The sequence below is a fragment of the Rhodoferax sp. genome (genome assembly GCF_030653815.1).
Classification (GTDB): domain Bacteria; phylum Pseudomonadota; class Gammaproteobacteria; order Burkholderiales; family Burkholderiaceae_C; genus Rhodoferax.
In genome coordinates, this window is the sequence record NZ_JAURYQ010000042.1 from 108647 (window position 1) to 121425 (window position 12779).

The 12779-nt window shown below is 57.2% G+C and carries 13 protein-coding genes; 7 read left to right on the forward strand and 6 right to left on the reverse strand.

What is annotated here, in order from left to right:
* Position 1 precedes the first annotated feature (1 nt).
* The 3 genes from Q7U49_RS16540 to Q7U49_RS16550 form a co-directional block, all read right to left on the reverse strand.
* Positions 2 to 1405, reverse strand: coding sequence for an NDP-hexose 2,3-dehydratase family protein (locus tag Q7U49_RS16540; protein ID WP_304766293.1), 1404 nt, complete (start codon positions 1403 to 1405; stop codon positions 2 to 4).
* Between the two features lie 192 nt (positions 1406 to 1597).
* Positions 1598 to 1807, reverse strand: coding sequence for a hypothetical protein (locus Q7U49_RS16545; RefSeq protein ID WP_304766295.1), 210 nt, complete (start codon positions 1805 to 1807; stop codon positions 1598 to 1600).
* The gene (locus Q7U49_RS16550; RefSeq protein WP_304766298.1) at positions 1800 to 2171 is read right to left on the reverse strand and encodes a MarR family EPS-associated transcriptional regulator; all 372 of its coding nucleotides are present in this window, start codon (positions 2169 to 2171) and stop codon (positions 1800 to 1802) included. The genes Q7U49_RS16545 and Q7U49_RS16550 overlap by 8 nt, the downstream gene beginning before the upstream one ends.
* Positions 2172 to 2365: 194 nt before the next feature.
* Between Q7U49_RS16550 and dnaB the strand changes: the two genes are divergently transcribed.
* On the forward strand, positions 2366 to 3775 hold the full coding sequence (dnaB, locus tag Q7U49_RS16555; RefSeq protein ID WP_304766300.1) for a replicative DNA helicase: 1410 nt from the start codon (positions 2366 to 2368) through the stop codon (positions 3773 to 3775).
* A 10-nt stretch (positions 3776 to 3785) separates the two neighbouring features.
* On the opposite strand, the gene Q7U49_RS16560 is transcribed toward dnaB, so the two are convergent.
* The 3 genes from Q7U49_RS16560 to Q7U49_RS16570 form a co-directional block, all read right to left on the reverse strand.
* Positions 3786 to 5447 carry a PhoH family protein gene (locus Q7U49_RS16560; protein WP_304766303.1) on the reverse strand — a complete coding sequence of 554 codons (1662 nt, stop codon included), beginning with the start codon at positions 5445 to 5447 and terminating at the stop codon, positions 3786 to 3788.
* A 176-nt stretch (positions 5448 to 5623) separates the two neighbouring features.
* A complete protein-coding gene (locus tag Q7U49_RS16565) occupies positions 5624 to 6109 on the reverse strand; it encodes a peroxiredoxin (RefSeq protein WP_304766306.1) in 486 nt (161 codons plus the stop codon).
* Between the two features lie 156 nt (positions 6110 to 6265).
* Positions 6266 to 6655 (reverse strand): Mth938-like domain-containing protein, encoded by a 390-nt coding sequence (locus Q7U49_RS16570; protein ID WP_304766308.1) that lies wholly within the window; start codon positions 6653 to 6655, stop codon positions 6266 to 6268.
* A gap of 104 nt (positions 6656 to 6759) precedes the next feature.
* Between Q7U49_RS16570 and Q7U49_RS16575 the strand changes: the two genes are divergently transcribed.
* Genes Q7U49_RS16575 through moaD form a run of 6 tightly spaced genes read left to right on the forward strand, consistent with a single transcriptional unit; the run spans position 6760 to position 12777 of the window.
* Positions 6760 to 7986 (forward strand): pyridoxal phosphate-dependent aminotransferase, encoded by a 1227-nt coding sequence (locus Q7U49_RS16575; RefSeq protein WP_304766311.1) that lies wholly within the window; start codon positions 6760 to 6762, stop codon positions 7984 to 7986.
* A gap of 23 nt (positions 7987 to 8009) precedes the next feature.
* Positions 8010 to 9335, forward strand: coding sequence for a homoserine dehydrogenase (locus tag Q7U49_RS16580; protein WP_304766314.1), 1326 nt, complete (start codon positions 8010 to 8012; stop codon positions 9333 to 9335).
* 1 nt (position 9336) lies between these two features.
* Complete coding sequence (gene thrC / locus Q7U49_RS16585) at positions 9337 to 10764, forward strand: threonine synthase (protein WP_304766316.1); 1428 nt, start codon at positions 9337 to 9339, stop codon at positions 10762 to 10764.
* Entirely contained in the window at positions 10761 to 11294 is a 534-nt protein-coding gene (gene mobB, locus Q7U49_RS16590; protein WP_304766319.1) for a molybdopterin-guanine dinucleotide biosynthesis protein B, read from the forward strand. The genes thrC and mobB overlap by 4 nt, the downstream gene beginning before the upstream one ends.
* Positions 11291 to 12529 carry a gephyrin-like molybdotransferase Glp gene (glp, locus tag Q7U49_RS16595; protein WP_304766322.1) on the forward strand — a complete coding sequence of 413 codons (1239 nt, stop codon included), beginning with the start codon at positions 11291 to 11293 and terminating at the stop codon, positions 12527 to 12529. Before mobB ends, glp begins: the two co-directional genes overlap by 4 nt.
* Positions 12526 to 12777 (forward strand): molybdopterin converting factor subunit 1, encoded by a 252-nt coding sequence (gene moaD / locus Q7U49_RS16600; protein ID WP_304766325.1) that lies wholly within the window; start codon positions 12526 to 12528, stop codon positions 12775 to 12777. The genes glp and moaD overlap by 4 nt, the downstream gene beginning before the upstream one ends.
* Positions 12778 to 12779: the final 2 nt, after the last annotated feature.

Sequence of the window (12779 nt, forward strand, 5' to 3'; positions counted from 1 at the left end):
ACTACTTGAACGTTATACTGGCTATTAAATTTCGAGCCTGAATATTCAAATAATTATTATATTTAATAAATATTGCAAGTTGGCTCAAAGTCATCCATATGAAATTTTCTGGCAATTCGATAGGTATCTCGTCACCTGCTATCACAATCATGTTGCGGTTTTGTTCTTTATAAAATCTACCGCCTTCTTCTGATTGATTCGTATCTAAATATATTTTTTCGCGAGGCGCGGAAAGTAAATATTCCAAAAACGGGATGCTGGCTTTCTGCAACCTATAGTCACCAGTAAGAGTCTGAACTGTTGGTGCGAACTCCACAATATCGTAATTCCCACATTCAAATTTTGTTTGTACTGCAAAATGCAATTTTTCATTAATTTCTTTGCAAACGAATGCACATAACCCCTCTTGGGCTGGCTCGACCATCGGCTGCGACCAACTCGCCACCTCTCTATTGCTAATTTCTACGTCTACTCCAATGATTTTGAAAAATCTATTATCAATTCTCTTTATTTCAGTATCAGTTATTTGCCAACCATTCATATCGATGAGAGGGATTTTTACAATATCTAAACTATTTCCGCTTTTGATCTCAGTTATAAAAGTTATGATTTGCTCAATACTATTAAAACTATCTGAGGAATCTAGAGCCGACTTTAACATCCGATTTCCATTAAAGCTAAGATTTCCTAGAAAACCATAAATATCAATAATTTGCGGATCGAAAGATCCCATTGGAATTCCCGAAATTACCGTTCGAGTATCCATGTTTACAAGATTTTCGGTCTGCATGAGTGATTTAAGTTGTCCAAGCGTCAGCCAGATGTAATTCTCAAGTAGTGGTACTTCTTCATTTACCTGAATAATGATGTTTCTATTTCTTTTTTTTAAAAATCGACCCCCCTGCTCAGACTGTAGCTGATCTAATAAAATTTGACTTTTATCTGCATTTTGAAAATAGTCAAGGTATGGTGGCTTCTTGCCACCATGTATTTGCTTATAATTGCTTCTAGTTGCTTGCAAGGTCGGTGACAATTGCACACAATTTACGTTTCCCGGTTCAATCTTTGCTTGAACTAGAAACTGCAATACTCCATTTATTTCTTTTGTTATGAATCCGAGATATCCAACTTCAGGTTGATTTATAATTGGCTGATCCCAGGATTTTATATTCCCCATTGTTGTATTTATTCTTATTCCATCAATGGAGAAAAATTGGCCTGATTCATGTCTTAAATTTCCCAGCTTGGCATCAAGATGCCATTTCCGCAATTTAGAAAAAGGTACTTTTTGTACAGAGACATTAACGGCGTTGTTTTGTTGGTTTATCCATGATATTACTTTTCCAATATCTGTCGTATCGAGAGCACTTTTTAGAAACTTGTAATTAATTTTTGATTTGTTCATATATAGCTTGCTTCGTTTTATGAAAATAATGTCTTTTTCAATTAAGGTTTAACCGGCTCGTAAGTGTCTTCAAATGTCACTGTTGGCTTCATTGAGATAGTTGCCTGACTGCACTTTGATAATTCTGGAATGCTGCTGGGGGGACTATCTTTAAGTCCCACTAAACCTTAATATCGTGATCTGAACAGCCCGCTAAAACCCAATAACGGCGCTGCTTTGTTTGCAAGGGATGCCTAAAGCCAACAGGCCGGCAGCTAGGGGGGCGAGGATGAGCAGGCGGAGGTTGTCAGCTACGACCTGGAGGAGGTCTAGTAGACTGATTTCGTCGTCTTCAGAAGTCATGGATTGCTGCGCTTCGCTCGCAATGACGGATTCGGGGGTTTGAGGCATAGGTTCATTCATGGGGTTTGCCATCCTTCAAAGCATCCTGCTTTTGCGTTTCTCGCTCTAAAAGTGCTATTTCTTCACGCAGCTTTTCATATTCAGCCATCTTGCGTTGCAGAAAGCGTTTGGTCAGCGCGGCTTTTTCAGCCATGCCAATGGGGGTGAGCAGGTAGGCATAGCCCAGTTTGTTGGGGTTTTTGCTGAAGTTGCCCATCTTGATCCAGCCTTTTTCAAGCAAGGCTTTCAGGCAAAAATTGATGCTGCTGACGTTGATGCCAACTTCTTTGGCCAGGGTCCGCTGGGTCATGCCGGGCTTGTCCTGGAGCAATTTGAGCGTCCAGAATAAGGTGTCGTCGTTGGCAGACTGGCGGCGGGTGGGCATGTGGGATTTGGAATGGCTACCGCAGCCAATGCGCGCCCGGGTGAGCGTGTGACAGATTGGCCGATAGCGTGCGTTGTTTTATTTTCAAACGATTGTAGCTTCAAGAGTAGCCCCCATATTTGGCAAATTTGTTACTTTCCGTTCGCACAAGGGCGCGCTGCAGGTCGTAACATCCGGGGTCTTAAGGAAACACCATGTCTGCCATTCTCTCCTCCCTGAACGACGACTTGGGCACCGACCGCCAGGTAGCCCAGTTGCGTATTCCGCCGCATTCCATCGAGGCGGAGTCCAGCGTGCTCGGGAGCTTGCTGCTCGACAACGCCGCCTGGGACCGGGTGAGCGATGTCCTGTCGGAAAACGATTTTTACCGCTTTGAGCACCGCCAGGTGTTTGCCGCCCTGAGTTTGCTGATCAACAGCGGCAAACCGGCCGATGTGATCACGGTGTATGAGCAGTTGCAGAGCTCGGGCAAGGCCGAAGAAGTGGGTGGCCTGCATTACCTCAATGCGCTGGCGCAGTACGTGCCCAGTACCGGCAACATTCGCCGTTACGCCGAGATCGTGCGCGAACGCTCCATTTTGCGCAAACTGGTTTCCACCAGCGAAGAAATTTCGGCCAACGCCTTCAACCCCAAGGGCCGCCCGGTGGCGGCGATTCTGGACGAAGCCGAACAAAAGATTTTCAATATTGGCGAGGAGGGCGCCCGCACCAAACAGGGCTTTCAGACCATGGACACGCTGGTGGTTGAGTTGCTCGACCGGGTGCAGGAAATGGCTGACAACCCCAATGACGTCACCGGTGTGCCCACCGGTTTCTATGACCTGGACCGCATGACGGCCGGCTTGCAAGGGGGTGACCTGGTGGTGCTGGCGGCGCGCCCGTCGATGGGCAAGACGGCGCTGGCCATCAATATTGCCGAGCATGTGGCGCTCAATGAAGGCTTGCCGGTGGCCGTGTTTTCGATGGAAATGGGCGCGGCGCAACTGGCCGTGCGTATTGTGGGCTCCATTGGGCGCATTGACCAGGGTCATTTGCGAACCGGCAAGTTGACCGATGATGAATGGCCGCGCCTGTCGGAAGCCATCGAAAAGCTGCGCACCATTTCCCTGCACATCGACGAGACGGCTGGCCTGACGTCGAGCGAGTTGCGCGCCAATGCACGCAGGTTGTCACGCCAATGCGGGCAGTTGGGCCTGATTGTGGTGGACTACCTGCAACTGATGAGCGGCTCCAACGGCAGTGACGGCGAAAACCGTGCGACCGAGCTGGGTGAGATTTCCCGTGGCTTGAAGATGCTGGCCAAGGAACTGAAATGCCCGGTGATTGCCTTGTCGCAGCTGAACCGAAGCGTGGAACAGCGCCCGGACAAGCGCCCCATGATGAGCGACTTGCGTGAGTCGGGCGCCATTGAGCAGGACGCCGACATCATCATGTTCATTTACCGCGACGAGTACTACACCAAGGATGCCTGCAAGGAACCCGGCGTGGCCGAGGTCATCATTGCCAAGCAGCGTAACGGCCCCACCGGGGTCGTCAAGCTGACTTTCCTGAACAAGATCACCAAATTCGAGTCGATGGCCAGTGGGGCGAGTGGGGACTTCTGACCCCAACTAATTAAAGTACTTCACTCGCAAAATCCGCCAACCGTGAACGCTCGCCGCGCGCCAGCGTGATGTGGCCGCTGTGTTGCCAGCCCTTGAACTTGTCTACCGCATAGGTCAGGCCGGACGAGCCTTCGGTGAGGTAAGGCGTGTCGATTTGTGCGATGTTGCCCATGCAAATGATTTTGGTGCCGGGGCCAGCGCGGGTGATCAGGGTTTTCATCTGCTTGGGCGTCAGGTTTTGCGCCTCGTCGATGATCACGTACTTGTTCAAAAAGGTGCGACCGCGCATGAAGTTCATGCTTTTGATCTTGATGCGGCTGCGAATGAGTTCGTTGGTGGCGGCGCGGCCCCAATCACCGGCGGCGGTGTCGGTTTTGCCCAGCACTTCCAGGTTGTCGTCCAGGGCGCCCATCCAGGGGCCCATTTTTTCTTCTTCGGTACCCGGTAAAAAGCCGATGTCTTCGCCCACGCTCACGGTGGCGCGGGTGACAATGATTTCGGTGTAGCGCCGCTCATCAAGCACCTGCGTCAGGCCCGAAGCCAGTGCCAGCAGTGTTTTGCCGGTGCCGGCCGTGCCGGTCAGGGTGACAAAGTCGACCTCCGGGTCCATCAACAGGTTCATGGCAAAGTTTTGTTCCCGGTTGCGGGTCGAAATGCCCCACACCGCATTTTTCAGGTGGGTGAAGTCTTTGAGGGTCCTGAAAACCGCTGTTTTTTCGCGAATTTCCGTGACCTTGGCGTACAGGCTGGGCTCACCCGGTGCTTCAAAATACACAAACTGGTTGATCAGCAGTTGCGGCACCACCGGCCCGGTGACCCGGTAAAAGGTGTGGGCGCCTTGCTGCCAGCTTTCCACCGTGCTGCCATGGGTGTTCCAGAAGTCGGTGGGCAGGGCATAGGCGCCGCTGTACAGCAGGTCGCCGTCTTCCAGGGTTTTGTCGTTTTGGTAATCTTCGGCGCTCAGGCCCAGTGCGCGGGCCTTGACGCGCATGTTGATGTCTTTGGAGACCAGCACCACGTCGCGCGGGGCGTGCTGTTTGCGCAGGGCTTCCACCACGCCCAGAATCTGGTTGTCGGCCTTGCCTTGTGGCAGGCTGGCGGGGAGTTCGTAGCTGAGCAGCTGGGTCTGAAAAAACAAGCGCCCACGCGCTTCGGTGTGCCCGGTGGAGTTCAGCGGCAAGCCGGTGCGGATGTCCGAGCCCTGGTGCTCGGCCAGGGCATCGAGCGAACGGCTGGTTTGACGGCCGTTTCTGGCCACTTCGGTCATGCCTTTTTTGTGCCCGTCGAGCTCTTCGAGCACGATCATGGGCAAAAAGACGTCGTGCTCCTCAAAGCGGAACAGGCAGCTGGGGTCGTGCAGCAGCACATTGGTGTCCAGCACAAAAAGCTTGCTGGGGCCTTCCAGCCGGCGTTTGGGGCGGCTGGTGGCTTGCACGGCGGGCGCTGGTTCACGCCGGCGCTTGGCCGGGGCGGGTGGCAGCGCTGCGGGTGCGGTGGTTTGCTGGGCAGGCGCGGCCAGGGTGACGGGCGGCTGCTCGGCCACCAGGGCTTCTGGCAACTTGGCTGACGGCGTTTTTTGCGTGCTGCTTTTGGTTCTGGGACGGGCTGGCACGTTGAAGTCCTGTTGCGACAACAAGGCGGCGCGTTTGGTCGGGGCAGTGGGCAAAGGCATTTGAAACTCCTGCGCGTTGGAAAATTGTGAGGTCAAAAATAAAAAAGCCGCCAGGTCAACCGGGCGGCTTTTTCAAAATACAGAATGTGGTCTTCGGCATGCGATTGATTATGCATGAGCCTTGTGACGGAACTGCTGGGTGGGTGTGTTTGGGGTCATCAGAACCCCGGTCAGGGTCAGGCCAGGGCCGGTGTTTTTTGCAGTTCCTTGACGGCATTGAGCACGTCGTCCACATGGCCAGGCACCTTGAGACCGCGCCACTCTTCCTTGAGCAGGCCGTCAGCGCCGATGAGGAAGGTGCTGCGCTCGATGCCCTTGACCTTCTTGCCGTACATGATCTTGTTTTTGACCACACCGAACATGTGGCACATTTTTTCTTCGGTGTCGGCAATCAGCTCGAAGGGCAGTTCGAGTTTGGTTTTGAATTCTTCGTGGGAACGCATGTTGTCACGGGAGACGCCAAAAACCGTGGCCCCGGCTTTTACAAAATCTTTGTATTTATCACGAAACTGCATGGCTTCGGTGGTACAACCGGGTGTGTTGTCCTTGGGGTAAAAATACAGGATGACAACATGACCGAGGTGAGAGGTGTTGGTGACCCGGATACCACCAGTAGCATTAGATTCAAATTCAGGGATGGGTTTATTGACAACTATCGCCATGTTTTTTCGATCTCGTGTGACAGGATGCGTCGGTCTCTCAAGTCGTGGACACTATCCTCTTATGCGCTTGTGCGCCCCCGACTACAAGGCCCGTATTTTACTCTGATTTGACTGGCACTTTCGTGGGCCGGGCACATCCACGTTGAGATCGTGTGCCTATTGACATCCGTCGTCCGCAGTCTCCATCAACAAGGCCACGGCCACATGGCGGCCTTCGCCGGCCAGAACGTTGTAGGTGCGGCAGGCGGCCTGGGTGTCCATGGTTTCGATGCCAATCTGGCACTCGATCAGGGCACGGGTCAGGGCTGCAGCCGGAAAGCGCAGGCGTTCGCCACTGCCAAAAATGACCAATTCGGTTTTCAGCTCGGCCAATTGCGCAAAGTGCCCGGCTGTCAGCGCGTCAAAGCGTGTGCAGGCCCAGTCAAAGCGTCGGCCATCAGAGCAAAGCACCACGCTGCGGGTCAGTTGCTCGCCCGCCATCTGCACCCAGCCCTTGCCATAGGAGCTGATGAAAGGCGCACTGATGATGTCGGGGTGGATTTTCATGAGGCAGGGCTGGTTATGGGAACGGCGTTGACTTAAAGCGACGCGGGCGAGACTTGTGGTCAAATTATAGGTTTCGCCACGTGGCGAGCACGCCCGGAGGGACTTTGAAGACCATACGTAAATCAGCCAAACTGGCCAACGTTTGTTATGACATTCGCGGCCCCATCATGGACGCCGCGCGTCAGATGGAGGAAGAAGGCCACAAGATCATCAAGCTCAACATCGGCAACCTGGCCGTGTTTGGCTTTGACTCGCCTGAAGAAATCCAGCAGGACATGATCCGCAACCTGCCCAATTCGGCGGCCTATTCGGACAGCAAGGGCATTTTTGCGGCGCGCAAGGCGGTCATGCACGAGACCCAGAAGCAGGGCATCAAGGGGGTCACGCTCGACGACATCTATTTGGGCAATGGCGCCAGTGAACTCATTGTGATGGCCACCAACGCGCTGCTGGACGATGGCGACGAGCTCCTGCTGCCGTCGCCCGACTACCCCCTGTGGACGGCGGCCGCCAGCCTGTCGGGTGGCACACCGGTGCATTACCTGTGCGACGAAGCCAATGGCTGGATGCCCGACCTGAACGACCTGCGGGCCAAGATCACGCCGCGCACCAAGGGCCTGGTGGTGATCAACCCCAACAACCCGACCGGCGCCATGTACTCTGACGAGTTGCTGAAAGCCCTGGTGCAGATTGCGCGTGAACATGGGCTGGTGATATTTGCCGACGAGGTCTATGACAAGGTCTTGTACGACGGCGTCAAGCACACGGCCATGGCCTCGCTGAGCGACGATGTGCTGACGCTCACTTTCAATTCGCTGTCCAAAAGCTACCGTTCGTGCGGCTACCGCGCGGGCTGGATGGTTGTTTCTGGCGACAAAAAGCCCGCCAAGGACTACATCGAAGGACTCAACATGCTCTCGAACATGCGGCTGTGCTCCAACGTGCCAGGCCAATGGGCGATTCAGACCGCTTTGGGTGGTTACCAGAGCATCAACGACCTGGTGTGTGAAGGCGGGCGCTTGCGGCGGCAACGCGACCTGGCCTATGAACTCATCACCGCGATTCCGGGCGTGAGTTGCGTCAAGCCCGTGGCGGCGCTTTACATGTTCCCCAAGCTCGACCCGGTGATGTACCCGATTGCGGACGACCAGCAGTTTTTTCTGGAGCTGTTGAAGGACACCAAGGTCATGCTGGTGCAGGGCACGGGCTTCAACTGGCCGGCGCCGGACCATTTCCGCATTGTGTTTTTGCCGCACGAGGATGATTTGCGCGAAGCCATTGGCCGCGTGGCCAAATTTCTCGAAGGCTACCGCAAGCGGCACAGCAATTAATTCATTTTCCCTTTTAAATTTTTATGAAACCTATTCAAGTTGGTCTGTTGGGCATCGGGGTTGTTGGCTCTGGCACTTTCAATGTGCTGCTGCGCAACCAGGAAGAAATCAAGCGTCGCGCCGGTCGCGGCATCCAGATCACCATGGTGGCCGACCTGAACGTTGAGCGTGCGCGCGAGCTGGTGGGGCCGGGTGTGACCGTGGTGAACGACGCGCGCGCCGTCCTTGCCAACCCCGACATCGACATCGTGATCGAGCTGATAGGTGGCTACGGTGTGGCCAAGACCCTGGTGCTCGAGGCCATTGCGGCGGGAAAACATGTGGTGACGGCCAATAAGGCCTTGCTGGCCGTGCATGGCACGGAGATTTTTGCGGCGGCATCAAGCAAAGGCGTGATGGTGGCGTTTGAGGCCGCGGTGGCCGGCGGTATCCCGATCATCAAGGCGCTGCGCGAAGGCTTGACGGCCAACAGCATTCAGTGGATTGCCGGCATCATCAACGGCACCACCAACTTCATCCTGAGCGAAATGCGCGACAAGGGGCTGGACTTTGCCGTGGCGCTCAAGCAGGCGCAGGCCCTGGGCTACGCCGAGGCCGACCCGACCTTTGACATCGAAGGCGTTGATGCGGCGCACAAAGCCACCATCATGTCGGCCATTGCCTTCGGCATTCCGGTGCAGTTTGACAAGGCTTACGTGGAAGGCATCACCAAGCTGGGCGCGGCCGACATCAAGTACGCCGAGCAGCTGGGCTACCGCATCAAGCTGCTGGGCATCACCAAGCGCACGCCCAAGGGCATTGAGCTGCGCGTGCACCCCTGTTTGATTCCGGCCAAGCGCCTGATCGCCAACGTGGAAGGCGCCATGAACGCCGTGGTGGTGCAGGGCGATGCCGTGGGCACCACGCTGTATTACGGCAAGGGCGCGGGCTCCGAGCCCACCGCCAGCGCGGTGATTGCCGACCTGGTCGACATCACGCGCCTGCACACCGCAGACGCAGCCCAACGCGTCCCGCATCTGGCGTTCCAGCCCAACGCCATGAGCGACCTGCCGGTGATGCCGATGGGCGAGGTGGTCACCAGCTACTACCTGCGTTTGCGTGTGGCCGACGAGACCGGTGTGCTGGCCAAGGTCACGGGCATTCTGGCCGACGCCGGCATCAGCATTGATGCGGTGCTGCAGCGCGAAGCCGATGAGGTGTCTGCCGATGCCAAGGTGGCCCAGACCGATGTCATCATCCTGACCCACGACTGCCAGGAGGCGTGCATGAATGCGGCCATTGCGCAGATGCAGGCGCTGCCCACGGTGCTGGAACCCATCACCCGCATTCGCAAGGAAGAACTGGCCTGACATGAAATACATCTCGACCCGGGGTGACCAAAGCCCCAAACATTTTTGCGACATCCTGCTCGAAGGCCTGGCGCCCGATGGCGGCTTGTACCTGCCCGAGCACTACCCCAAGGTGGACGACGCCACCCTGAGCCGTTGGCGCGGCCTGTACCAGAACCAGGGCTACGCCGAATTGGCGTTCGAGGTGCTGTCGCTCTACATTGACGACATCCCTGCCGTTGACCTGAAAGCCTTGTGCCAGAAAACCTACACCGCCGAGGTGTTTGGCTCGAAAGAGATCGTGCCGTTGAGGGCGCTGGAGAACGGCATCTGGCTGGAAGCCTTGTCCAACGGCCCGACGCTGGCCTTCAAGGACATGGCCATGCAATTGCTCGGCAACCTGTTCGAGTATGAACTGGCACGCCGCGGCGAAGAGCTCAACATTCTGGGCGCCACCAGCGGCGACACCGGCAGCGCGGCCGAATACGCCATGCGCGGCAAGAAGGGCGTGCGCGTCTTCATGACCAGCCCGAAGGGTCGCATGAGCCCATTCCAGCAGGCGCAAATGTTCAGCCTGATGGACGACAACATTTTCAACATTGCCGTGGACGGCGTGTTTGACGACTGCCAGGACATGGTCAAGGCCGTCAGCAACGACCTCGACTTCAAGCGCCAGTACAAGATTGGCACGGTCAATTCGATCAATTGGGCGCGTCTGCTGGCCCAGGTGGTTTACTACTTTGCCGGCTACTTTCAGGCCACGCAACAGAACACGGAAAAGGTCAGCTTCACCGTGCCGAGCGGCAATTTTGGCAATGTCTGCGCCGGCCATGTGGCGCGCATGATGGGCCTGCCCATTGCCCGCCTGGTGGTGGCCACCAACGAAAACGACGTGCTCGACGAATTTTTCAAGACCGGCGTTTACCGGGTGCGTGCCAGCGCCGACACCCACGAGACCTCCAGCCCGTCGATGGACATTTCCAAGGCGAGCAATTTCGAGCGCTTTGTCTTTGACCTGCTCGGGCGCGACGGCGCGCGCACAAAAGCGCTGTTCGGCGACGCCCTGGCGCGTGTCGGTTTCTTTGACCTCGAAGCGCACCCGGCCTTCAGCCAGGCCGCCACGCGCTACGGCTTTGACAGTGGCAAGAGCAGCCATGCGGACCGCCTGGCCACCATCAAGGACACCTGGGAACGCCACGGCACGATGATCGACACGCACACCGCCGACGGTGTCAAGGTGGCGCGCGAACACGTGCAGGCGGGTGTGCCGATGATCGTGCTGGAAACCGCGCTGCCCATCAAATTTGCCGAAACCATCGTCGAAGCCACCGGCCGCGAACCGGATCGGCCGGCCAAGTTCAACGGCATCGAAGCCTTGCCCAAGCGCGTGGTCGACATGGCGGCGGATGCGCAGGCCATCAAGACCTTCATTGCCGGGCACTGCGCATGAAAGTGGTTGGCTTTGCAGGGTTTTCCGGTTCCGGCAAGACCACGCTGGTGGAGCGTTTGATTCCGGCGCTGCGCCTGCGGGGCTTGCGCGTGTCGGTGGTCAAACATGCCCATCACCGCTTCGACATTGACCATGAAGGCAAGGACACTTACCGCCACCGCGAGGCCGGTGCCTTTGAAGTGGTGGTGGCGTCAGACAAGCGCCTGGCCTTGATGCGTGAATTTGAAATGGCCAAGCGGCCCACCGTGCACCAGCTGCTGGCCGAGTTGTACGAGGGCGTGGATTGGGTGCTGGTGGAAGGCTTCAAGGAGTCTGACCTGCTGAAAATCGAGGTCTGGCGTGCCAGCACCGGCAAACCCGCGCGCTACGCGGAGGACGACTTCATCACCGCCATTGCGACCGATTCGCCAGACCAATTGCCGGTGCCGACCCAATTGCCGGTACTGGACCTCAATGAGCCGGACGCGGTGGTCGATTGGCTGATTTCGCAAGGCCCACGTTTTGACTATGACTTTGAGAATGTTGCATGACTGCTGAGCGTCCCGCTGCCAAGCCCATGAAGTCGCTGGATGAGGCGCTGGCCCAGTTGCTGGGGTATGCCGCCAGGCTGGATGGCGTGGAACAGCTGGCCACCTTTGACGCCGACGGCCGGGTGCTGGCGCAAGACCTGGTGTCGCATTTGCATGTGCCGCCGCAGGACAACAGTTCCATGGACGGGTATGCGCTGCGCTGCGCAGACCTGACTGACCCAAGCCGGGCATTGCCGGTGTCCCAGCGCATTCCGGCGGGTAGTGCGGGCACTGCGCTGGCACCCCAGTCGGTGGCGCGCATATTTACCGGTGCGCCGATCCCTGCGGGTGCCGACGCCGTGGTGATGCAGGAAGACTGCGACGTGCAAGCCGATGGTTCGGTGCGCATGACGGCGCAGCCCAAGCCGGGCCAGTGGATCCGCCGTGCCGGCGAAGATGTGACCCGGGGTGCGGTGGTGCTGGCCCGGGGTGCGCGCCTGACGCCGGCCGAACTCGGCTTGGCGGCCAGCATTGGCATGGATGTTTTGAGCGTGGCGCGCCGACCCCGGGTGGCGCTGTTTTCAACCGGCGACGAACTCGTGATGCCAGGCGCCGTGGCACCCGAACACATGCCGCCCGGCGCCATTTACAACTCGAACCGCTTTTTCCTGAAGGCCCTGCTGAAACGGCTGGGCTGTGAGGTGAGTGACCTGGGCATCGTGCCGGACCAGCGCGAGGCTACCATTGCGGCGTTGCGCGGGGCCGCGGAACAGCACGACCTGATCCTGACCAGTGGCGGTGTCTCGGTGGGTGAAGAGGACCACATCAAGCCCGCGGTGCAGAGCCTGGGCCATCTGGATTTGTGGCAGATTGCCATCAAGCCGGGCAAGCCTTTTGCTTATGGCCGCGTTGCTGACGCCCATTTCATTGGCCTGCCGGGCAACCCGGTGTCGAGCTTTGTGACCTTTTTGCTGCTGGTGCGCCCGTTCCTGCTGAAATTGCAGGGGGTGACCCAACTGGCCCCAACGCCGATGACCGTGCGCGCCGACTTCAGCTGGCCCCGAGCCGACAAACGCCGCGAATTCCTGCGCGTCAGACGCAACCCGAACGGTGGTCTGGACTTGTTTGCCAACCAGAGTTCGGGTGTGCTGACCTCGGCAGTGTGGGGCGACGGCTTGGTCGACACCCCGCCCGGCGCGACCATCACGCCTGGTGATGTGGTGCGTTTCATTCCCTTTTCGGAGTTGCTGGCATGAAGGTGACGGTGAAATATTTTGCGTCCATTCGCGAGGCGATCGGTGTGGCCAACGAGCAGCGCGAGACCGAAGCGACCACGCTGGGCGCACTGCGCGACGAACTCATCGCCCTGGGTGGCGCCTATGCCGACAGTCTGGCCCGTGGCAAGTCGGTGCGCCTGGCGCTGAACCAGCTGATGTGCCAGGAGTCGGCCGCGTTGACCGACGGCGCCGAAGTGGCCTTCTTCCCGCCTGTGACCGGAGGTTGAGA